The 22,612-nt window shown below is 45.8% G+C and carries 23 protein-coding genes; 20 read left to right on the forward strand and 3 right to left on the reverse strand.

Annotated features, from left to right (window positions below; genetic code table 11):
- The first annotated feature begins 276 nt into the window (after positions 1 to 276).
- From OCV61_RS11125 to OCV61_RS11185, 13 genes are all read left to right on the forward strand, one after another.
- Entirely contained in the window at positions 277 to 1,179 is a 903-nt protein-coding gene (locus OCV61_RS11125; RefSeq protein WP_158421885.1) for an outer membrane protein assembly factor BamD, read from the forward strand.
- 295 nt (positions 1,180 to 1,474) lie between these two features.
- A complete protein-coding gene (locus tag OCV61_RS11130) occupies positions 1,475 to 2,440 on the forward strand; it encodes a beta-ketoacyl-ACP synthase III (protein WP_158421886.1) in 966 nt (321 codons plus the stop codon).
- 22 nt (positions 2,441 to 2,462) lie between these two features.
- Positions 2,463 to 2,690, forward strand: a complete 228-nt coding sequence (gene acpP / locus OCV61_RS11135) for an acyl carrier protein (protein ID WP_158421887.1) — start codon at positions 2,463 to 2,465, stop codon at positions 2,688 to 2,690.
- A gap of 9 nt (positions 2,691 to 2,699) precedes the next feature.
- Positions 2,700 to 3,680 carry an enoyl-[acyl-carrier-protein] reductase FabK gene (fabK, locus tag OCV61_RS11140; RefSeq protein ID WP_262582830.1) on the forward strand — a complete coding sequence of 327 codons (981 nt, stop codon included), beginning with the start codon at positions 2,700 to 2,702 and terminating at the stop codon, positions 3,678 to 3,680.
- Entirely contained in the window at positions 3,673 to 4,590 is a 918-nt protein-coding gene (gene fabD, locus OCV61_RS11145) for an ACP S-malonyltransferase (RefSeq protein ID WP_158421888.1), read from the forward strand. The genes fabK and fabD overlap by 8 nt, the downstream gene beginning before the upstream one ends.
- A 116-nt stretch (positions 4,591 to 4,706) precedes the next feature.
- Positions 4,707 to 5,447, forward strand: a complete 741-nt coding sequence (fabG, locus tag OCV61_RS11150) for a 3-oxoacyl-[acyl-carrier-protein] reductase (RefSeq protein ID WP_158421889.1) — start codon at positions 4,707 to 4,709, stop codon at positions 5,445 to 5,447.
- Positions 5,448 to 5,468: 21 nt separating this feature from the next.
- Positions 5,469 to 6,710, forward strand: coding sequence for a beta-ketoacyl-ACP synthase II (gene fabF / locus OCV61_RS11155; protein ID WP_158421890.1), 1,242 nt, complete (start codon positions 5,469 to 5,471; stop codon positions 6,708 to 6,710).
- 2 nt (positions 6,711 to 6,712) lie between these two features.
- Positions 6,713 to 7,135 carry an acetyl-CoA carboxylase biotin carboxyl carrier protein gene (gene accB, locus OCV61_RS11160; protein WP_158421891.1) on the forward strand — a complete coding sequence of 141 codons (423 nt, stop codon included), beginning with the start codon at positions 6,713 to 6,715 and terminating at the stop codon, positions 7,133 to 7,135.
- The gene (fabZ, locus tag OCV61_RS11165; RefSeq protein WP_158421892.1) at positions 7,132 to 7,560 is read left to right on the forward strand and encodes a 3-hydroxyacyl-ACP dehydratase FabZ; all 429 of its coding nucleotides are present in this window, start codon (positions 7,132 to 7,134) and stop codon (positions 7,558 to 7,560) included. The genes accB and fabZ overlap by 4 nt, the downstream gene beginning before the upstream one ends.
- A 3-nt stretch (positions 7,561 to 7,563) precedes the next feature.
- Positions 7,564 to 8,928: an acetyl-CoA carboxylase biotin carboxylase subunit gene (locus OCV61_RS11170; RefSeq protein WP_158421893.1), complete on the forward strand. Its 1,365-nt coding sequence runs from the start codon at positions 7,564 to 7,566 to the stop codon at positions 8,926 to 8,928.
- On the forward strand, positions 8,918 to 10,603 hold the full coding sequence (locus tag OCV61_RS11175; RefSeq protein WP_158421894.1) for an acetyl-CoA carboxylase carboxyltransferase subunit alpha: 1,686 nt from the start codon (positions 8,918 to 8,920) through the stop codon (positions 10,601 to 10,603). The genes OCV61_RS11170 and OCV61_RS11175 overlap by 11 nt, the downstream gene beginning before the upstream one ends.
- Before the next feature lie 233 nt (positions 10,604 to 10,836).
- Entirely contained in the window at positions 10,837 to 11,274 is a 438-nt protein-coding gene (locus tag OCV61_RS11180) for a MarR family winged helix-turn-helix transcriptional regulator (protein WP_262582833.1), read from the forward strand.
- Positions 11,275 to 11,293: 19 nt separating this feature from the next.
- Positions 11,294 to 12,118: a DNA-3-methyladenine glycosylase family protein gene (locus tag OCV61_RS11185; RefSeq protein ID WP_158421896.1), complete on the forward strand. Its 825-nt coding sequence runs from the start codon at positions 11,294 to 11,296 to the stop codon at positions 12,116 to 12,118.
- Positions 12,119 to 12,167: 49 nt separating this feature from the next.
- Here OCV61_RS11185 and OCV61_RS11190 read toward each other — a convergent pair whose 3' ends face one another.
- A complete protein-coding gene (locus OCV61_RS11190) occupies positions 12,168 to 12,539 on the reverse strand; it encodes a NusG domain II-containing protein (protein ID WP_158421897.1) in 372 nt (123 codons plus the stop codon).
- Positions 12,540 to 12,884: 345 nt separating this feature from the next.
- Between OCV61_RS11190 and OCV61_RS11195 the strand changes: the two genes are divergently transcribed.
- From OCV61_RS11195 to OCV61_RS11220, 6 genes are all read left to right on the forward strand, one after another.
- Positions 12,885 to 13,364, forward strand: a complete 480-nt coding sequence (locus OCV61_RS11195; protein ID WP_158421898.1) for a complex I 24 kDa subunit family protein — start codon at positions 12,885 to 12,887, stop codon at positions 13,362 to 13,364.
- On the forward strand, positions 13,361 to 15,232 hold the full coding sequence (locus OCV61_RS11200) for an NADH-quinone oxidoreductase subunit NuoF (protein ID WP_158421899.1): 1,872 nt from the start codon (positions 13,361 to 13,363) through the stop codon (positions 15,230 to 15,232). The genes OCV61_RS11195 and OCV61_RS11200 overlap by 4 nt, the downstream gene beginning before the upstream one ends.
- 14 nt (positions 15,233 to 15,246) lie before the next feature.
- Entirely contained in the window at positions 15,247 to 16,938 is a 1,692-nt protein-coding gene (locus OCV61_RS11205) for a [FeFe] hydrogenase, group A (RefSeq protein ID WP_158421900.1), read from the forward strand.
- A 193-nt stretch (positions 16,939 to 17,131) separates the two neighbouring features.
- A complete protein-coding gene (locus OCV61_RS11210) occupies positions 17,132 to 18,100 on the forward strand; it encodes an ABC transporter substrate-binding protein (RefSeq protein WP_158421901.1) in 969 nt (322 codons plus the stop codon).
- Complete coding sequence (locus OCV61_RS11215) at positions 18,075 to 18,866, forward strand: ABC transporter permease (RefSeq protein WP_158421902.1); 792 nt, start codon at positions 18,075 to 18,077, stop codon at positions 18,864 to 18,866. Before OCV61_RS11210 ends, OCV61_RS11215 begins: the two co-directional genes overlap by 26 nt.
- Positions 18,867 to 18,868: 2 nt before the next feature.
- Entirely contained in the window at positions 18,869 to 19,438 is a 570-nt protein-coding gene (locus tag OCV61_RS11220; protein WP_158421903.1) for an ATP-binding cassette domain-containing protein, read from the forward strand.
- A gap of 74 nt (positions 19,439 to 19,512) precedes the next feature.
- Here the strand turns inward: OCV61_RS11220 and OCV61_RS11225 are convergent, their stop codons facing one another.
- Together OCV61_RS11225 and OCV61_RS11230 are read right to left on the reverse strand one after the other, a co-directional pair.
- Positions 19,513 to 20,145, reverse strand: a complete 633-nt coding sequence (locus OCV61_RS11225; protein WP_158421904.1) for an endonuclease III domain-containing protein — start codon at positions 20,143 to 20,145, stop codon at positions 19,513 to 19,515.
- 55 nt (positions 20,146 to 20,200) lie between these two features.
- Positions 20,201 to 21,556 (reverse strand): MATE family efflux transporter, encoded by a 1,356-nt coding sequence (locus tag OCV61_RS11230; RefSeq protein ID WP_158421905.1) that lies wholly within the window; start codon positions 21,554 to 21,556, stop codon positions 20,201 to 20,203.
- 127 nt (positions 21,557 to 21,683) lie between these two features.
- Here OCV61_RS11230 and OCV61_RS11235 point away from each other — a divergent pair, with 127 nt between their 5' ends.
- On the forward strand, positions 21,684 to 22,580 hold the full coding sequence (locus OCV61_RS11235; RefSeq protein WP_158421906.1) for an AraC family transcriptional regulator: 897 nt from the start codon (positions 21,684 to 21,686) through the stop codon (positions 22,578 to 22,580).
- Positions 22,581 to 22,612 lie beyond the last annotated feature (32 nt).

The following is a 22,612-nucleotide window of genomic DNA, read 5'->3' on the forward strand; positions in this document are numbered from 1 at the left end:
CACGCGAGGATAGCTTGTAGATACTTGGCTCAGTAGAGCCATTGAGCAAGAAGCCCCCACTTCAAAATCTGAGATTTAAGTGGTGGGAGCATGTCACAAACAGAGGAGATACTTGAGGAGAGTATTTTCTCTGTTTTTTTATCGAATATGAGGAATACTGTGTAGAAAAAACTTTTGTGGTACTGTGAAAAAGAGTATAATGGTGTAGATTGGATGGTTAGAGAATCAAGATACCATATATTCTCACAGAATCTTTATGTACGAGGGGAAAAGTGAATGAGGAAAAAAATCAATATATATGTTATGCTTGGTGCATTCGTCATCCTTATTGCAATATTTTGTGCAGGGAATTATTCGGCATTGAAAGAGGAAAATGAATGGCAGCAGCAGATGGAGGACTACGAAGAAGATTATAAGAAGGCGGTAGAGGCCGTTCATGCGGAAAATTATGCTACGGCAGTTGATTTATTGGAAAAAATACCTGAGGATCTTAGGCAAACTGTATCTGTGGGGCGTTTGGACAGTGTTCCTAGATGTCTTGCAAATGTAAAATATGTTCGGGCATATGCAAAGTATTGTGAGAACATAGCGTCTGGTGAAGATATAGATAGTCAATACTGGGTTATATCCAGGCTTCCCAGTGAGACGGCTGAGTATAATGGAGACTTGGCTGAAGAAATGCAAGAGATAAAAAAGGTTGTTCAGGAACGCTATGAGGCTGAAAAGCGGCGCAAAGAAAAAGAAGAGGAAGAACGGTACAAAGAAGAAATCCGAAAGGATCAGCCATTCCGGGGGATGGAACAGAGGTATATATCTATCACTAAGTGGGGACCTTATGATCGGAGGACGGAGGAAAATTACAGAGAGAATGGAGAAGTGAAGAAGCAGGTTACCTATACCTGGAGGAATATTGGCGGAAGTGTATACTCGGCAGTGTGCAGGGATGGTGAGGTGGTGGACCTGATACGATATGTAAGCAGTTCCTCAAACAGCTATAGTGGAAACTCAAGAGGATATTCATCCTCCGGAAGCTCTTCGTCCGGCAAGAGTGGGAATTCCTCACGAAAAGACGAGTATGACGTATATGATTATGATGATCCTGAGGACTTTTACTACGATCATGAAGATGAATTCGACAGCTTTGAGGATGCGGAAGATTACTGGGATGAAGCTCAATAAATAGAAGAATGGGTATGGTTATTTTGAAATTTGCAGAATAGCCGTATCCATCTTTTTTATTATACAAAATATTCCGGTCTATTTTTTTATATATAAAATATCTCAATCTATTTTTCCTTGACAATATAAAAAAATATGATATACTTTGATAATCAAAATATTTTGAAATAAAAACAAATTAAGCTAAGAGACAAAACAGCAGGTTGATGCTTAGTAAGGCAGAAAAAGCAACACAACCAAGCAGTAAAACAATTCAATTGCAAAATAATGAAACAGTAAAACAGGAATAATCATTATGACAGGAAGAATAACAGGAACAGGCTCCTGGGTTCCGGAACACATATTGGATAATAATGAATTGTCCAATATGGTGGATACAAGCGATCAGTGGATCCGTGAGCGGACAGGAGTGGAAAGACGACATATTGTATGGCAGGAGACAACTGCCAGGATGGCTGCAAAGGCAGCACAAAGAGCACTGGAGCAGGCCCAAGTGGATCCGGAAGAAGTTGATCTGATCCTTGTGGCAACCATTTCAGGTAATGAGATCCTTCCCTGTACAGCTTGCAGTGTGCAGGAGATGCTGGGGGCAGTTCGAGCCACCTGTTTTGACCTGAACAGTGCATGTACAGGATTTCTTTTTGCACTGAACACAGCACAGGCATATCTGAATAGCGGCATCTACCGGAATGCGCTTGTGATCGGGGCAGAAAGCCTTTCCAATCTTACCAATTGGAAGGATCGGGGAACCTGTATTTTATTTGGAGATGGTGCAGGGGCAGTTTTCCTGGAGGCAGATGAGAAGAGCAGATATGCACAGGTCACTCATTCAGAAGGGGAGAAGGGCAGAGCCCTCACTTGCAGCAGCAGAAACCAAAAGCAGTATGTGGAACATCCGGATGCACAGGAAACCTACATGGAGATGGATGGCAGAGAGGTATTTAAGTTTGCTGTGTCTTGTGTGCCACAGGTGATCCGGGAGCTTTTGGAAAAGGAAAAGCTTTCTGGGGAAGAGATAAGATTTTATATTTTGCATCAGGCTAATATAAGAATTATTCAGTCTGTGGCAAAAAGACTTGGAGAAGCTGAAGAAAAATTTCCTGTAAATATTCAGGAATATGGCAATACTTCCGGGGCAAGCGTCCCTATTCTTTTGGATGAACTGAATCGGAAAGGATGTTTCAAGGCAGGAGATAAGCTGGTCTTGGCGGCTTTTGGAGCCGGACTGTCTTATGGAGCAAGCCTGCTGGAGTGGAAATAAAAAATAACGAGGAGAAAAGAACATGTTAGAAAGAATTAAAGAAATCGTAGCAGAATCACTGGGAACAGAGGCAGGAACATTAACAGAGAGCACGTCCTTTAAAGAGGATCTGGGAGCTGATTCACTGGATCTTTTTGAAATGGTTATGGCTCTGGAAGAGGAATTTAATGTGGAGATTCCTACAGAAGACCTGGAAGGAATCCAGACAATCGGAGATGTGGAAGCTTATATCCAGAACCGGGAAAAGTAAGAGGCAATATTGAAAAAAGTAAACAGTATTGTGAAAGCAAAGGACAGTGTTATGAAAACAAAAGTTACAGATTTACTTGATATACAATACCCTATTATACAGGGGGGAATGGCCTGGGTGGCCGAGCATCATCTGGCAGCCGCTGTATCAGAGGCAGGAGGCTTCGGTATTATTGGAGCAGCCAATGCACCGGCACAGTGGGTGCGGGAGCAGATCCGGCTGGCAAAAGAGAAAACAGATAAACCATTCGGGGTAAATGTAATGCTGATGAGCCCTTATGCAGATGAGGTTGCGCAGGTGATCGCAGAAGAGGGTGTAAAAGCAGTTACCACAGGTGCCGGAAATCCGGAAAAATATATGGAGATGTGGAAAAAAGCAGGGATCCGCGTGATCCCGGTAGTTGCCTCTGTGGCACTGGCAAAACGTATGGAGCGGTGTGGGGCAGATGCAGTGGTAGCCGAAGGATGTGAGTCCGGAGGCCATGTGGGAGAGACAACCACCATGGCACTGGTGCCCCAGGTAGCAGATGGGGTACAGATCCCGGTGATCGCAGCAGGCGGTATCGGTGATGGCCGTGGGATCGCAGCAGCATTTATGCTGGGAGCACAGGCTGTACAGATGGGAACCTGTTTTGTAGCAACAACCGAATGCCAGGTGCATCAGAATTATAAAGATATGATCCTGAAAGCAAAAGATATAGATACAAGAGTGACCGGACGTACTACAGGGCATCCGGTGCGGGCACTGAGAAATCAGATGACCAGAGAATATCTGAAAAAAGAGGCTGAGGGCGCACCTTTCGAGGAACTGGAGCAGCTTACACTGGGAGGCTTACGAAGAGCAGTAACAGAGGGAGATGTGAAAAACGGAAGCGTTATGTCCGGACAGATCGCAGGACTTATAAAAGAAGAAATGAGCTGCAAGGATCTGATCCAAAAGCTGATGAAGGAGACGGAAACTCTTTTGAAAGGAACTGCAGTTTATGAGTAGGATCGCATTTATATTTCCTGGCCAGGGAGCTCAGAAAGCAGGAATGGGAAAAGATTTTTATGAAAAATATCCGACTTCTGCCAGGGTATTTGAACAGGTGTCCCATTGGCTGGATCTGGACATGCCACAGCTTTGCTTTGAAGAAAATGATAAACTGGATCTTACCGAATATACACAGGCAGCACTTTTAACAGCCTGTCTTGCCATGGAAAAAGCAGCAGAAGAATATGGCCTGATCCCGGAGGTAACGGCGGGCTTAAGCCTGGGGGAATATTGCGCCATTGAAGCAGCTGGCGGAATCAGCCTGAAGGATGCAGCTGTAACTGTACGTAAGAGGGGAATCCTTATGGAACAGGCAGTTCCTGCAGGAAAGGGAAGCATGGCGGCAGTGCTTGGTCTGACCGGACCGGAGATCGAAAAAGTGATAGAAAAGATAGATGGAGTGGAGATTGCCAATTATAACTGTCCCGGACAAATTGTGATCACTGGGGAAAAGGCAGCAGTGGAAATAGCGGCAGCGCAGTTGAAAACTGCAGGAGCAAGGAGAGTCCTTCCTTTAAAAGTCAGCGGCCCTTTTCACTCATCTATGATGGAAGCGGCAGGCAGGAAACTGGAAAAGGTACTTGAGACTACAGAAATCCAATCTCTAAAGATCCCTTATGTGACAAATGTTACGGCAAAGTATGTAACAGACCCTGCACAGATCCGTCCACTGCTGGCCAGACAGATTTCCTCTTCCGTTCGCTGGCAGCAAAGTGTGGAGCAGATGATCAGTGCCGGGATCGATACCTTTGTGGAGATCGGACCAGGCAGGACGCTTACCGGTTTTATAAAAAAGATAGATAAAAATGTAAGGACCTTTAATATACAGACAGTAGAAGATCTGGAAAAAACAGCAGCAGAGATATGACGATAACAGAAATGTAACAGAGATGAAAATCTGATAGAAGCACAGATATGACAGATACAGGAATCTAATAGAAGCACAGACATGACAGATACAGAAATCTGACAGGAGGACAAAAAATGACCGGAAAAAGAGTTGCCCTTGTAACCGGTGCATCCAGGGGAATCGGGCGTGCCATTGCCTTACGGCTGGCAGCAGAAGGATGCTATGTGGTTATCAATTATAATGGCTCAAAGGAAAAAGCAGAAGAAGTGCAGCAGGAGATCCTGCAGGCAGGAGGCCAGGCCCATATTTATCAGTGTAATGTAGCTGATTTTCAGGCTTGTGGTGAAATGTTTAAAGATACGATCAGTAAAATGGGACATCTTGATATTCTGGTCAATAATGCAGGAATCACAAAGGATGGCCTTTTGATGGGAATGAGTGAAGAAGATTTTTCAAAGGTAGTGGATACCAATCTAAAAGGAACATTCTATTGTATCCGCCATGCTGCCAGAACCATGATCAAACAGAAAAAAGGCAGGATCATCAATTTAAGCTCCATTGTAGGTGTTTCAGGAAATGCAGGACAGGCGAATTATGCTGCATCTAAGGCAGGGGTGATCGGGCTGACAAAATCAGCTGCAAAGGAGCTGGCATCCAGAGGAATTACTGTAAATGCAATCGCTCCCGGATTTATCTGCACAGACATGACCCAGGTTCTGCCGGAGCAGGTGAAGGAAAAAATCTGGGCGCAGATTCCTATGGGCGGATTTGGCGATCCCCAGGATGTGGCAGCAGCAGCGGCTTTTTTTGCATCAGAGGAAGCCGGTTATATTACCGGACAGGTGCTGATGGTTGACGGCGGAATGGCAATGTAGGAAAAGTGAGGACAAACATATATGAAACGTAGAGTAGTGGTCACAGGACTTGGCGCAGTAACACCTCTTGGAAATGATGCGGAATCCTTCTGGGAAGGTATCAAAGCCGGAAAAGTGGGGATCCAGAACATTACAAGATTTGATACAACAGATTATAAAGTGAAGGTGGCTGCAGAGGTAAAGGGGTTTGAACCTGAAAAATATATGGATTTTAAGGCTGCAAAAAGAATGGAATTATTTTCAAAATACGGAGTAGCAGCTGCAAAAGAAGCACTGGCGGATTCCGGGATCTGCATGGAACAGGAGGATCCATACCGGGTAGGTGTGATCGTAGGATCCGGTGTGGGAAGCCTGCAGGCTATGACAGCTTCTCAGCAAAGGCTTTCCCAAAGAGGCCCTTCTAAGGTGGATCCGCTTTTTGTTCCCAAAATGATCAGCAACATGGCTGCCGGAAATATTTCCATTGCCATCGGGGCAAAAGGTAAGTGTACCAATGTGGTCACTGCCTGTGCATCAGGAAGCCACTGCATAGGGGATGCTTTTCGGGCAATCCAGTATGGGGATGCAGAGGTGATCCTGGCAGGTGGCACAGAGGGATGTATCTGTCCTTTGGGAGTTGCCGGATTTACCAGTCTGACTGCATTAAGCACATCTTCAGATCCTTTTCGGGCTTCCATTCCATTTGATAAAGACCGTGCTGGCTTTGTAATGGGAGAAGGAGCAGGGATCGTGGTTTTGGAAGAACTGGAGCATGCCAAAAAAAGAGGTGCCCACATTCTGGCAGAGGTTGTGGGATATGGTGCTACCGCAGATGCTTTCCATATCACTTCTCCAGCGGAAGACGGAGCAGGCGCTGCAAGGGCGATGGAGGATGCTATGCATGAGGCTGGGATCGAACCGGAAGAGGTGGATTATATCAATGCACACGGCACAGGCACCCATTACAATGATCTGTTTGAAACAAGAGCCATTAAAGCTGCGTTTAAAGAGGCTGCATATAAAGTAAAGATCAATTCTACCAAGTCAATGACAGGGCATCTTTTAGGTGCTGCCGGCGGTGTGGAATTTATTGTATGTGTAAAATCAATTCTGGATGGTTTTATCCACCAGACAGTTGGAACAAAAGAAACAGAAGAGGAACTGGATCTGGATTATTGTATTGATGCACCGGTTCAGACTCAGGTTCGGTATGCTATGAGCAACTCTCTTGGATTCGGAGGTCACAATGCTTCTCTTCTGGTAAAACGTTATGAGGAGGAATGATCATGGAATTTGAACAGATACTGCAGCTTATCGACAAAATAGACGCCGCAGGAGTATCATCCTTTGAATATGAAAACAATGGACAGAAAATGTCCGTTAAATGGGATAGAGATAGAAAAGAAACTGTATACAGCGCTGCACCTGCACCGGAAAAGGTATCTGTCTTGGAGAAGGAAGCAGAAGTCGGAAATCTGGTGACATCACCTTTGGTTGGTACATTTTATGCGGCTCCTTCACAGGATAGCCAGCCTTTTGTGAAAAAAGGTGATACAGTGAAAAAAGGTCAGGTACTTGCCATTGTTGAGGCAATGAAGCTGATGAATGAGATTGAAAGTGAATTTGAAGGAATTGTGGCAGAAGTTTTGGTTGAAAACGGACAGGCGGTAGAATATGGTACCCCTCTGTTCAGAATCGAGGAAGCATGAATTATTTAGACACGAAGCAGATCCAGCAGATCATTCCACACAGACATCCCTTTCTTCTGGTTGATTATATTGAAGATTATGAGCCGGGGGAATTTGCAGTAGGATATAAATGCGTAACCTACAGAGAGGATTTTTTTAAAGGCCATTTTCCACAGGAACCTGTAATGCCAGGGGTGCTGATCCTGGAAGCACTGGCACAGACCGGCGCAGTTGCCATCCTGTCAAAGCCGGAAAACCAGGGGAAAATCGCCTATTTCGGAGGCCTTGATAAGTGCCGGTTTAAAACGAAGGTACGTCCTGGAGACAAGCTGCGTCTGGAAACCAGGATCGTGAAGCAGAAAGGCCCGCTTGGAGTGGGAGAAGCAGTTGCAACCGTAGACGGGAAGATTGCTGTAAAAGCACAGCTTACATTTATGGTGGGGTAAAATATGATACGAAAATTGCTGGTGGCAAACCGGGGAGAGATTGCAGTAAGGATCATCCGCGCCTGCAGAGAATTGGGGATTGAGAGCGTAGCGGTTTATTCAGAGGCAGACAAGGATAGCCTTCATGCTCAGCTTGCTGATCAGGCAGTCTGCATAGGGCCTGGTCCTTCAACGGAAAGTTATCTGAATATGGAAAGCATTATCAGTGCTACAATGACAACCGGCGCAGATGCCATACATCCAGGCTTTGGATTTTTATCAGAAAATGCCCGTTTCGCACAAATATGTGAAAAGTGCGGCATTATCTTTGTGGGTCCCCCCTCCTCTGTGATCCGCAGTCTTGGAAACAAGCAGGAAGCCAGAAACACCATGGAAGCAGCCGGTGTTCCGGTGATCCCCGGGACGAAGGGGGCAGTTCTGGATATTGATGCAGGAAAAAAGGAAGCTGACAGGATTGGTTATCCGGTGATCATTAAGGCTGCCCTTGGCGGTGGCGGCAAGGGTATGCGGACAGCTTTTTCGCCGGAAGAGTTTGAAAAAGCTTTCCTGACTGCAAAGAAAGAAGCGCAGATGGCCTTTGGGGACGGAACCATGTACATAGAGCATTTTGTGGAAAATCCAAGACATATAGAATTTCAAATCCTTGCAGACCAGCAGGGAAATGTGATCCATCTTGGAGAAAGGGACTGTTCCATCCAGCGAAATCATCAGAAGATGATCGAGGAATCGCCCTCTGCAGCTGTATCGGACAAGCTTCGCAGGAAGATGGGAAAAGCAGCTGTGAAGGCTGCAAAGGCAGCACATTATGTGAATGCAGGAACCATAGAATTCCTTCTGGAAAAGGATGAAAACTTTTATTTTATGGAAATGAATACCAGGATCCAGGTAGAGCATCCGGTAACAGAGTGGGTCACTGGCATGGATCTGGTAAAGGAACAGATCCGTATCGCTTCCGGTCTGCCGCTTCAGGTCAGTCAGAAGGATGTACATGTACAGGGGCATGCCATTGAATGCAGGATCAATGCGGAAAACCCGGAGAAGAATTTCAGGCCTTCTCCCGGCACCATTTCAGATCTTCATTTTCCCGGCGGCCAGGGAATCCGTGTGGATACAGGTATTTATTCAGGATATACAGTACCGCCCTATTATGATTCCATGCTTGCAAAGCTGATCGTTCATGGAAGCACAAGAGAAGAGGCGATTGCCAAAATGAAAAGTGCACTGGGGGAAGTGGTGATCCAGGGAGTGGATACAAACATTGACTATCAGTTTGAAATCCTCAGTCATCCGGATTTCCAGAGCGGTAATTTTAATGTTGGATTTTTAAGTACCCATGAAATCGGGGGAGTGAAAGTAAATGAAATTTAACTGTACATTTAAACGGACAGTTGGCCATAGCAGCCTGACAGCAGAAACAGTAAAGCCAGAGGTTCCGGAAGGACTTCTGAAAAAATGTAATGTATGTAAGTCAGCGGTGTTTGTGGAAGAGGTAAAGGACAACGATTATATATGTCCTCATTGCGGCAATTATTTTCGTGTTCATGCCTGGAGAAGAGTCCAGCAGATCGCAGATCCAGGGACTTTTGAAGAATGGGATGCAGGTCTGCCCCAGGAGAATCCTCTTCATTACAAGGGATATAAAGAGAAAATCGAAAGTCTTCAGGAAAAAACAGGACTGGATGAAGCCATCCTTACCGGAAAGGCAGAAATTGACGGAAATCCTACAGTGCTTGGAGTCTGTGACAGCAGGTTTATGATGGCAAGCATGGGAAGTGTAGTAGGGGAAAAGATCACCCGGGCAGTGGAGAGGGCTACCAGGGAACGGCTTCCTGTGGTGATTTTTGCCTGCTCCGGCGGAGCCCGTATGCAGGAAGGTATTGTGTCTTTGATGCAGATGGCAAAAACCTCAGCAGCACTGAAACGGCACAGTGATGCCGGTCTTCTTTATATCAGTGTGCTTACCAATCCTACTACTGGTGGTGTTACGGCAAGCTTTGCCATGGAAGGAGATATTATTCTGGCAGAGCCGGGAGCATTGATCGGCTTTGCAGGACCAAGAGTGATCCGGCAGACCATCGGACAGAAATTACCCAAGGGATTTCAAAAGGCTGAATTTCTCCTGGAGCATGGCTTCTTAGATGGGATCGTTGATCGAAAACAGATGAAAGCTACACTTTCCCGTCTGTTGTCCATGCATCAGCATCAGGATACAAAAAGCACATATCAGGAAAAGAAAGTTCTGAAAGAAGAAAAGCTTCAGGATAAAAGTGCCTGGGAGCGTGTGCAGCTTGCAAGGGATAAGGAACGCCCAACAGGGAAAGATTATCTTGCACTGTTATTTGACGAATTTACGGAACTGCATGGAGACAGACGATATGGAGATGATCCTGCCGTGATCGGAGGAATAGGGCGTTTTCATGGAAATCCTGTGACAGTGATCATCCAGGAAAAGGGACAGGGAACAAAAGACAGTATTGCCAGAAACTTTGGGATGGTTTCACCGGAAGGATATCGTAAATCCCTGCGTTTGATGAAGCAGGCAGAGAAGTTCAAAAGACCTGTGATCTGTTTCGTGGATACTCCGGGAGCCTTCTGCGGGATGGAGGCTGAAGAACGGGGGCAAGGGCAGGCGATTGCAGAAAACATTTATGAATTATCTGCTCTTAAGGTACCTGTTCTGTCCATTGTGATCGGAGAAGGGGGAAGCGGCGGAGCCTTGGCTCTTGCTGTGGCTGATCAGGTATGGATGTTGGAAAATTCCATCTATTCTGTCCTTTCCCCAGAAGGCTTTGCTTCAATTTTGTGGAAGGATGCAGGAAAAGCCAGGGAAGCAGCCCAGGTGATGCGGCTTACTGCAGGGGATCTGAAAAAGCTTGGTATTGTGGAGCATGTTTTTTCTGAAAAGGAGCCTCTTACACGAGCCAATATGACAGATATGGGAGAGAAAATGGACCAGGCGATTGGTACATTCCTTACATTGTACGAGAAAATGGATACAGAGGAGCTTTTGGAAAAGCGGTATAACAGATTTCGTAAAATGTAGAAGAAATCCGGAAAGCAGACGGAAATCGGAAAGCAGCAAGAAACTCAAACCACAAATGCTGTGGAAATTCAAATCCAAATTTACGAATCAAATGTCACGGAAACACATGGTGCAAAAATCCCCAATTTATGCTATACTGTGTACACTTGAATAACAACGGAAAGCAGGAGCACAAGCTGTTTCCTGTATACAAATTAATTGGAATAGCCCATAAGGCGGGGGGAAGGACCATATTGAATGATAAGGAAGTAATCAATGATGTGCTGGTAAATCTTTTTAATGAGATCATGGAGCTGGAAGGACAGGCCATTATCACAGATGAGTATAAAGATATTACCAATAATGATATGCATATTATCGCTGCCATTGGTCTTGGAGAAAAAAAGATGTCCGATATAGCGGCAGAACTGAATATTACGGTAGGCTCCCTGACCATTTCCATGAATGCATTGGTTAAGAAAGGGTATGCACAGAGAGAACGCAGTGAGAAGGACAGAAGAGTTGTTTTTATCCATCTTACGGTTAAAGGGCGTAAAGCCTTTCATCATCACGCAGAGTATCACAGGCAGATGACAGATGCAGTGGTGGGTGCTTTATCGGACAATGAAGTAGGTGTTCTGGCGAAGGCGCTGGAGAAGCTGTCTGTTTTCTTCAGGCAGTACCAGAAATAACCGAAGGCAGGACAGACAGATGATATCCATAGAACTGGAGAATTTTAACATAAGGCAGATCATGGGATCCGGACAATGTTTCAGGATGAATGAAGCAGATGCAGACTGTTTTACTGTGATTGCAGGTAAGAAATACGTAGAAGTAAGGCAAAAAGGGCAGGTAGTGGATTTCGACTGTTCTCAGGAGGATTTTCTTTTCTTCTGGATCCCATACTTTGACCTTGATGCAGATTACAACAGATATATACAGGCAGTGAATCCCAGGGACAGTTATTTATGTGCAGCCGCACACCATGGACAGGGAATCCGTATACTTCGTCAGGATCTGTGGGAAATGCTGATCTCATTTCTTATTTCGCAGCAGAATAATATACGCAGGATCCGCAGGTGCATTGAGAATATCTGTACACAGTATGGAGAAAGAATCATTTTGCCGGATGGCAGGGAATATTATGGCTTTCCAAAGCCACTGGCTTTGGCTGCCGCATCTGAAGAAGATCTGCGGGCATGCAATCTGGGATACCGTGCCAAATATGTTCATCAGGCCGCACTTGCTGTGGCAGACGGGCAGATCGATCTATCAGAGATTCGATCAATGTCTTACAAAAAAGCACGGGAAGCTTTGATGGAAATCTATGGCGTAGGTGGGAAAGTGGCAGATTGCATCTGTTTGTTTGCCTTGCACCAGCTGGATGCATTTCCGGTGGATACCCATATACGCCAGGTACTGGATCAGCACTACAAAAGAGGCTTCCCTAACCGCCGCTATAAAGGGATGCGTGGTGTGATGCAGCAGTATATTTTTTATTATGAACTTACAGGGATCCCCTCCGGCGACAAATAAGCTCTCTGAGGCTTTGATTTATCACTGGATCTTCTTTTGTAGTACAAAATCAGGTAACGGAATCAATCACCAGTTCATCTTCTGAGTAAGAGGATGAACTTTTTTTGCCTTCGATCACTACTTTGTTAGGCAGACATACAATGGTTCCGCCGTTTTTGTCAATTGCATGCTGTTTCATACACAAATGGTCCGGGCAGTCAGCCCAGATCATTTTTATTTCCCCGTCTTTTATTTCACACCGATTGGTATCTCCTATGGAGATCACCTGATCTTTGGATAAAGAATAGGTGCCATATTCTTTGCCTGCCACTGTAATGCGTACTGTGGAAAGATCACCCTTGTCCGTAAGGTGGGTAACAGCCCACAAAAGTGCTGCAGCTGCAAGGATTCCCAGGATAAATAGGATTTCTTTTTTTTTCAAAGTTTCACCTGCCTGTATATAAATGATGCCAGCCAAAAGCCGCCAGCCAAAAGCCTCTGGTGCATATGCGTGTAAGCAGCTATTGGCTTTGTTGTTCCATAATTTCGCTTAATCGAAAATATCATAGCATAAGAAAATATGCATGTCAAAAAAGTGGGACGGTGTATGTGAATGCTTATCGAGCTGCTATTCACTTCGCTGATAGTAATAAAAATCCACAATAATCACAGAAAAGCAAAAAAAATAATTGTATAATCCTGCCAGATAATGTACTATATTGGATATAGAATTGTGCAATGGATACAAATACATACTAGCGAACGACGCAAAGTAAGGAGGAAACCAATGTTAGATCAATCTTATTACAACAAGGCGGATGAGATTATCGCACACTATGGTCGGAAAGCAGCATCGCTGATCCCCATCATGCAGGACATCCAGGCAGAATACCGGTACCTGCCAGGGGAACTGCTCACCTATGTGGCGAAAGAGATCGGGGTAAAAGAAGCCAAAGCATACAGCGTGGCTACCTTTTATGAAAACTTTTCATTTGAGCCAAAAGGGAAATACGTGATCAAGGTCTGTGACGGAACAGCCTGTCACGTAAGAAAATCACAGCCTGTGAAAGAGGCACTGATGAAAGAACTGGGTCTGACAAATAAAAAGCATACCACAGACGATATGCTTTTCACAGTAGAGACAGTTTCCTGTCTGGGAGCCTGCGGACTTGCGCCTACCCTGACTGTAAACGATGAAGTACATCCGAAGATGACGGAAGAAAAAGCTATAGAACTTTTGAACCGGCTGAGAGGAGAAAGCGTATGAGTATAAGAAATGGAGAAGAACTGTTAAACAAACAGAAAGAAGTAAATGAAAAGATCCGCTCCTATACCTGTCGTGTACTTGTATGTTCAGGTACAGGCTGTATTGCCTCCGGCGCACAGAAGATCTATGAGGAGATGAAAGTGCTGTGCCGGGATGTGGACGGAGTAAAGGTGGAAATGCAAAAAGATATCCCTCATACAGGCGTGATCAAGACTGGCTGTCAGGGATTATGCGAGCTGGGGCCTTTGATGAGGATAGAGCCTTACGGATATCAGTATGTACATGTGCAGCCGCAGGACTGTAAAGAGATCGTAGAGCGTACAGTTCTGGAAGGAAAGCCAGTAGAGCGTCTGTTTTACAGAGAGAAGGACACTGTCTGTCCCCACCCGGAGGACATTCCTTTCCTAAACCTTCAGACAAGGGTGGTACTGGAAAATTGTGGAAAGATCGATGCAGAATCTATTGACGAATATATTGCAGTTGGCGGATACCAGGCACTGGCAAAGGCACTGGAATCCATGACTCCTGATGATGTGATACAGGAGGTGACAAAGTCAGGCCTCAGGGGCCGTGGCGGCGCCGGATTCCCGGCAGGGAAGAAATGGTCCCAGGTGGCAAGACAGGCCGAAAAGATCCGCTATGTTGTATGTAATGGTGATGAAGGCGATCCTGGTGCATTTATGGACGGGTCTGTTATGGAAGGCGATCCATATAAGATGATCGAAGGTATGACCATTGCTGCTTATGCAGTTGGCGCAGAAGAAGGCTATATCTATGTACGTGCAGAATATCCTCTCTCTGTAAAGAGACTGCGTATGGCTATTGAACAGGCAGAGAATTACGGATTTCTGGGAGATAACATCCTGGGAACAGGAATTAATTTCCATTTACATATTAACAGAGGTGCAGGTGCATTTGTATGTGGTGAGGGATCTGCACTTACAGCATCTATTGAAGGCAACCGGGGCATGCCTCGTGTAAAGCCTCCCCGTACAGTGGAGAAAGGACTGTGGGGCAAGCCTACGGTACTGAACAATGTGGAAACCTATGCCAATGTGCCCAAGATCATTCTTCAGGGGGCTGACTGGTTCCGGACTATCGGTACAGAAGGAAGCCCGGGTACCAAAACCTTCTCCCTTACAGGAGCTATTGAGAATACAGGCTTGATCGAGGTGCCTATGGGCACTACGTTGCGCCATATTATTTATGATATTGGCGGCGGACTGAAAAAGGGAGCAGCCTTTAAAGGCGTACAGATCGGCGGACCTTCCGGTGGATGTCTGATCATGGATCAGCTGGATGTGCCCCTGGATTTTGACTCGGTAAAGAAGCTGGATGCGATCATGGGATCTGGCGGACTGGTTGTTATGGATGAAAACACCTGTATGGTAGAGGTTGCACGTTTCTTCATGAATTTTACCCAGAGGGAAAGCTGTGGTAAATGTGTACCTTGCCGTGAGGGGACCAAGCGTATGCTGGAGATCCTGGAAAGGATCGTAGATGGCAAAGGCGAAATGTCAGATCTGGATCAGCTGGAAGAACTGGCAAATATGGTTCAGAGTATGGCACTTTGCGGCCTTGGCAAAAGCGCACCGCTTCCTATAATCAGTACTCTGCACCGCTTCAGGGATGAATACGAGGAGCATATCAGGGATAAGAAGTGCCGTGCAAAGGTATGTACTGCACTGCGTCAGTTCCATATCAATCAGGAATTCTGTATCGGCTGCGGCAAGTGTGCAAGAAACTGTCCGGCAGGTGCAATTTCAGGACTGATCAAGCATCCTCATCATATAGACAATACTCTTTGCATCAAGTGCGGCGCATGTAAAGATAACTGTAATTTTGATGCGATTTATGTGGAAGCATAGGAAGGGGGTATATTATGGGATATATGATGATTGACGGTAGAAAAATAGAGTTTACCGATGAAAAAAATGTGCTGTCCGTGATCAGGAAAGCAGGAATAAATATTCCAACATTGTGCTACCATTCTGAGGTGTCCACATTTGGAGCCTGCCGTTTGTGTATGGTAGAGGATGAAAGGGGCAAGATGTTTGCATCCTGTTCTGAAGAACCAAGGGATGGGATGACCATTTACACCAATTCAGGACGAATTAAGAAATACAGGAAGCTGATCGTGGAGCTGCTTCTGGCGGCTCATTGCCGCGACTGTACTACCTGTGTGAAAAGCGGAGAGTGTATTCTCCAGGAGCTGGCACACCGTCTTGGGGTGAATACCATCCGTTTTGAAAATACCAGGGAGCCCTATGAGCTGGATACAAGTTCTCCTTCTCTTGTAAGGGATCCTAACAAATGTATCCTTTGTGGAGACTGTGTACGTGCCTGTGAAGAGCTTCAGGGGATTGGTGCGCTGGGCTTTGCATTCCGTGGTACGGACGCTATGGTCATGCCTGCATTTAACAAAAAGATTGCCCAGACCGATTGCGTGAACTGTGGACAGTGCCGTGTTTATTGTCCTACAGGTGCGATTTCCATCAAGACCCATACAGATCTGGTATGGGATGCACTGGCTGATCCAAATGTACGGGTGGTGGCACAGATCGCACCGGCAGTACGTGTTGCAGTAGGGGATCATTACGGGCTGTCAAAGGGCAGAAGTGTTATGGGCAAGATCGTAAATGCCCTGCACAGAATGGGATTTGACGAAGTATACGATACCTCTTTCAGTGCAGATCTTACCATTATGGAGGAGAGTGCAGAATTTCTTGACCGGATCAAAAAAGGAGAAAAACTTCCGCTGCTCACATCCTGCTGCCCGGCATGGGTGAAATTTATTACAGATCAGTACAAGGATTACATCCCTAATCTTTCTACCTGCAGATCTCCACAGGGGATGCTTTCCGCTGTGATCAAGGAATATTTCCGGCAGCCGGAACATCAGGATGGAAAGAAGACGGTTATGGTTTCCATTATGCCATGTACAGCCAAGAAGGCAGAAGCGATCCGGCCCAACAGCTTTACCCACGGAGAACAGGACACAGACATTGTGATCACCACTACAGAGCTGATCCGTATGATCGATAATTTCGGTATCGACTTTGCTCCGCTTGATCCGGAAGCCTGCGATATGCCATTTGGCTTTGGCTCAGGCGGCGGCGTGATCTTTGGCGTAACAGGCGGTGTTACAGAGGCAGTTCTCCGTCGTCTCACAAAAGATCACCGCAAAGAATCTATGCATGAGATCGCAGAATGTGGTGTGCGCGGGGATGAAGGAATCAAAGAGTTTTCCGTTATGTATGAAGGAATGGAAATAAAGATCTGTGTTGCCAATGGACTTGCAAATGCACGGAAAGTGATGGATCAGGTGAAAAATGGAGAGAAAGAATACCATCTGATCGAGGTTATGGCCTGCAGACGGGGATGTATCATGGGCGGTGGCCAGCCTACAAGAGCCGGTGCCAGGACCAAGGCATTAAGGGCAAAAGGGCTTTATAATGCAGACAATACCATGATCATCAAAAAGTCAGATGAGAACCCGCTGGTAGTAGAGCTGTACAACGGACTTCTGAAGGGAAAAGAACACGAATTGCTTCACAACAAATCTTATGAATGATATCAGCTGGGAGTCAATCCCCCAGCTGATATAGCCTCCAGCAGGATTGCAGAGGTGCGCAGGAGAAGTATGTCATGCAATTGCATGACGCGCACCTCGCAGCAAGAATGCCGAGGCATTCTTGTAACTGTGAAGGTACTGAACAGTTACACGACTTTTAAGTATGACCTGAGACTAAGGAGGGGCAAAAGACATGAAGAAAAAAATGATATCCGTATTGCTGACAGCAGGGCTCTTGGCAGGAACGCTGGCAGGAAACTGCGTTACAGTTCCAGCAGAGGAAAAAGCATCTGACAAGATTGCTGTAGGCGCCTTAAAAGGACCAACTGCCATGGGCATGGCACAGCTGCTGGATGATGACAGCTATGATTTTACCATAGCAGCATCCCCAGACGAGATCGTACCGCAGATCGTGCAGGGAAATGTAGATATAGCAGCTGTTCCATCCAATCTGGCGGCAGTGCTGTATCAGAAGACACAGAAGAATGTAAGCGTACTGGCTGTGAATACACTGGGCGTTCTCTACCTGGTGGAAAATGGAGAATCCATACAGTCTGTGGAAGACCTGAAAGGAAAAACCATTTACGCCAGCGGAAAAGGCGCTACACCGGAGTATGCCCTGGAATATGTATTAAGTGCAAATGGGATCGATCCTGAAAAGGATGTGACCATTGAATATAAGTCAGAACATGCGGAAGTAGTTGCAGCTCTGGCAAATGACCAGACAGCAGCAGGGCTTTTGCCCCAGCCCTTTGTTACAACTGCATTGATGAAGAATGACAGCCTTCGGGTGGCTTTGGATCTGAATCAGCTGTGGCAGGATGGAGTTTCTGATGACAGCCAGCTGGTAACAGGAGTGGTTGTTGTAAGAAATGATTATCTTAAGGAGCATGAGGCTGATGTGGATGCTTTTATGGATGCATATCAAGCGTCCGTAGAATTTGTAAACAGCGATCCGGATCAGGCTGCAAAGATCATTGGCGCCCATGACATTATTGCTGAAGAAGTGGCCAAAAAGGCCATCCCTGACTGCAGTATCGTATTTGTAGAGGGAGAAGAGATGCAGAACATGCTGTCCGGATATCTGAGCACACTGGAACAGCAGAACCCAGAGATGGTTGGAGGACAGCTTCCGGATGATGATTTCTACTACGCACGATGAGGCCCAAAATAACAGGCTCAGGTGGAAAAGCTATACAATAAGAATACTGGCAGCTGCCTTCTGGATTCTGGTATGGCAGTTGGCCAGTATGTGGCTGAAACAGGAGATCCTTCTGGCATCTCCTGTTTCTGTTGTAAAAAAATTGTGGCAGCTTTTGCCGCAGGCAGATTTCTGGAAAACTGTAGAATTCAGCTTTGTGCGGATTGTTTCCGGATTTCTTCTGGGGCTTTTTGCAGGAATCATATTGGCTGCCGCAGCCTGTGGATGTAAAGTGCTGGAAATCCTGCTGGCACCTGTTGTAACGGTTATGAAGTCGGTTCCTGTTGCTTCCTTTATTATCCTGTGCCTGATCTGGATCCCATCCAGGAATCTTTCTGTATTTATAACGTTTCTTATGGTGTTTCCGGCAGTTTATACAAATGTATGCCAGGGCATCCGGGAAACCGACCGGGAGCTTTTGGAAATGGCCCAGGTGTTTCAGGTCAGCTTTGGAAGAAAGGTGCGGTATATTTACATTTCACAGGCTACCCCTTATTTTCTGGCTGCCTGCCGTTTGGCACTGGGGCTTTGCTGGAAAGCCGGAGTCGCTGCAGAGGTGATCGGGATCCCAGGCGGATCGATAGGGGAGAAGCTGTATCATGCAAAAATATATTTAAATACACCGGATCTTTTTGCATGGACCATTGTGATCATAGGGATCAGCGTTTTGTTTGAAAAATTGTTTCTGACCGGAATAGGCACACTTGTGGAAAGGATGGGAAAATAAAAATGGATCTGATCATCCAGGATTTATGCAAAGCTTATTATGGACAGGCAGTATTGCAGGATTTTTCCTATTGCTTTCCAGAAGGGAAAACCACCTGTATTATGGGCAGATCAGGATGCGGGAAAACAACACTTCTGAATCTGATCCTGGGATTGGAACTCCCGGATACAGGAACCATACAGGGGAACAAAGAACCTATGGCAGCTGTTTTTCAGGAGGACAGACTTTGCCGGAATCTTACCGTACAGGCGAATATCCGTCTGGTAAATAAAAGGCTTTCGGAGGAAAGGCTCCGGGAACTTCTTGCTGCTGTAGACCTGGAAGAGGCCTGGGACAAAAAAGCGGGTGAATTAAGCGGCGGCATGTGCCGCAGGACTGCCATCGCAAGAGCACTGGCAGCAGGCCGGAACTGTATTCTTATGGATGAGCCTCTTTCCGGACTGGATCCGGATACCAGGATCAAAGTTTTGGACACCATAAAAAAATACACCAAGGGAAAGACCCTGCTTTTGGTAACACATGAAAAACAGGATGCTTTTTCCCTTGGTGCAGATAAAATATTGGAAATGTAGTAATGTTTCAGCAATTAGCATCTTGCAGGATATTCTCACATTTCTTGCATACTGTAGAATCTTTTGGTATCTTTTTACAGATTCCTTTCACAGATATCAAATAGACAGCATCTGTCACAGTGAGGCTGTGTCCTTGCTGTGCAGATTTCTCTTCCGTGCCACACAAGGCGGTGACACAGATCACTGCCCTCTTCTGGCGGAATGATCTTCCATAATTCCATTTCTACTTTTTTCGGGTCTTTGATTCCATTTACAAGTCCGATCCTGTTGGAAAGACGGATACAGTGGGTATCTGTTACAATGGCGGGCTTACCGAATACATCTCCCATGATCAGATTGGCGCTTTTGCGGCCCACACCGGGTAAAGACAGAAGAGCGTTAAAATCTTCGGGAACCTTGTCATTATATTTTTCATGAAGCATTTTCATACAGGCATTGATATCTCTTGCCTTGCTTTTGCCAAGACCGCAAGGCTTTACGATAGCCTCGATCTCTTCCGGAGCTGCCGAAGCCAGGGCCTTTACACTTGGATATCTGGCAAAAAGATCTTGTACTACTACATTTACCCTTGCATCTGTACACTGGGCTGCCAGACGGACGCTTACAAGAAGCTTCCAGGCCTGGTCATAATCCAAGGTACAGTCTGCATCCGGATATGCGGTTTTTAATCGTTTGATGACTTCAAGAGCCAGTTCTTTTTTTGTCATAAGTACCTCTTTATTATTGGTCACTGATAATAGGATGTTGGGGGCAAAAGCATTTCTAGTACAGGCTGCGCCTGCTGATATGTTGAAATGCAAAGTAAAAAATGATCCCTTTCACTATGCTTGTAGCGGTAAGTGCCCACCAGATCCCGTCAAGTCCAAGGGAAGTGGCGGAAAGAACCATGGCAAGCGGGATACGCATACCAGTAAAAATAATACTGATAATACTGCAAAGCTTTGTTTTTCCAAGGCCTGACAATGCACCTATGGTCATCAGCTCCACACTCATAAAGGCTTCCCCAAATCCGATGATGGTCAGGTAACTAACGGAAATTAGCACTACATCCTTTTCATGGAAAAACAGGGAGGAAATAGGGCCGGGGATCAATACAAAGGCTGCAGTGATCAAAAGCCCCCAGGCAACCAGCAGCCGAAAGGAAATGCTGTATCCTTTCCGGATACGGTCCGTCTTTCTTGCACCATAATTCTGCCCCATGAAAGCATTTAGAGCAGCACCGAAGCCGTCGGCAGTATTCCAGGACAGGGATTCGATCTGTCCGCCTACACGCTGGACTGCAATAGCACCTGCACCAAAGCCGGAAACCATACGGGTCAGGATCATGGAGATCAGGCAGTAAATGCTGCCTTGCAGTGCGGTGGGAATCCCAATGCGGAAAACATCTTTATAATAGCTGGAAGCAGATCTGCGTAAAGGGTTGGAATGACGCAGGATATTGGTTTCACTGTGATCCTTAACAAGGCTGACAACAAGTACTGCCAGCACCAGAAACTGGGAAGTGACAGTGGCAGCTGCAGCACCAACAACCTCCAGTCTTGGAAAAGGTCCCACTCCAAGGATCAGCACAGGATCCAGAACCATATTCAGCACAAGCCCCAGGAAGTTAGCCTTCAGGGGAGTTTTGGAATCTCCCTGGGCTGTATAAAGTCCGGTCAGAGTCTGAGTCAGGTAAGGGAGCAGGATCAGTCCACAGGTGATCAGCATGTAGACCCTGGCACTGGCATAAGCTTCCGGATCTGTCAGATTAAAAAAGTGAAGCAGAGGATCTGTAAAAAGCAGGCAGAGTGCAGTAAAAAAAAGACCAAACAGGATGGTCAGCTGCAGAGCTACATCTGCATAGCGGATAGAGGCCTCCCGATCTTTACGGCCAAGGGCCTGTGCCATATTTACCTGTCCACCCATACGCGACAGGGAACAAAGTCCCTGGGAAAGCCATACGTACATGCCGCCTACGCCTACTCCTGCAACTGCCTTGGAACCAAGCATTCCGATCCAGGCCATATCAGTGATATTGTAGGCTGTAGCCAGAAAAGAAGATGCCATAATAGGCAGTGCCAGCTCCGTAAGGGTAGAAAGAATCGGGCCGGAGGTAAGATTTAATTGTTTGTTCTTCATATTTCATTATCCATTCGTTTTAATATCATTATTACATACCATTTTATACGGTATAAAAGGATTTTGCAAGGGAAGAGTTTTGTGGTAGAATCAAAGAAAAAATTTGGAAACAACAGGAGGTGAGAGGATGGCAGAAAACGGAACACTTCATGCCCCAAAGGTGGACGAAACCCTGAAAGAACTGGGCCGACATGGCTCATTTGAACTTCCCGTAGAAACCTACACCGACAACTGTGTGATCTTCCATTCCCTGTACAACCACTGGCACAAAGAAATGGAGATCATCTGCATCGAAAAAGGCTGTGGCCTGGCAAAGCTGAACAGAGAAACCATTCGCCTGAAACAAGGAGATATCCTGATGGTCAATAGCGGAGTCATTCACGGCATAAGATCAGACCTTCGGAATTATCTGTATTACAAAAGTATTGTATTTGACCTGAATTTTCTGTCCAGTCCGGCAGGGGATCTGTGCCAGGAGCGGCTGATCTCCCTTCTTGCTGAGAATCAGGCAGAGTTTACCCATTTGATATCGCCAGGAGACCGTGGCTATGAACACATTTTCCGCCTGTTTTATCAGATTCATGATTGCCACAGAGAGAAAAAGCCCTTCTATTATGTACAGCTGAAAAGCTTATTTTACGAATTTTTTTACCAGATGCTGATAGGAAATTACATTGTTCCTGCAGATACAGAACAGAACAGGAATCTTGCATCCATAAAAATGGTTTTGGATTATATTAATGAACACTATCAGGAACAGCTGACTGTGAAAGAGTTAACAGAGATGTCCAATTACAGTGAGTATTATTTCATGAAGCTTTTTAAGCAATACACAGGCAAGACGGTAGCATCATACCTGAATGATTTCCGCCTGGAAAAGGCGAAAGTCCTGCTTTTGCATTCAGACCGTTCCATTACGGAAATCGCTTTGGATGTCGGATTTAATAATACAAGCTACTTTATTAAAAAGTTCCAGCAGGCCAATCTGGTTTCACCGCATAAATATCGCAAAAATATGTCATAACATAACAGTTTTGTTGTATTTTGTGCCTTTCA

Origin of the sequence: Blautia ammoniilytica, assembly GCF_025566965.1 — a bacterium.
GTDB classification, from domain to species: domain Bacteria; phylum Bacillota; class Clostridia; order Lachnospirales; family Lachnospiraceae; genus Blautia_A; species Blautia_A ammoniilytica.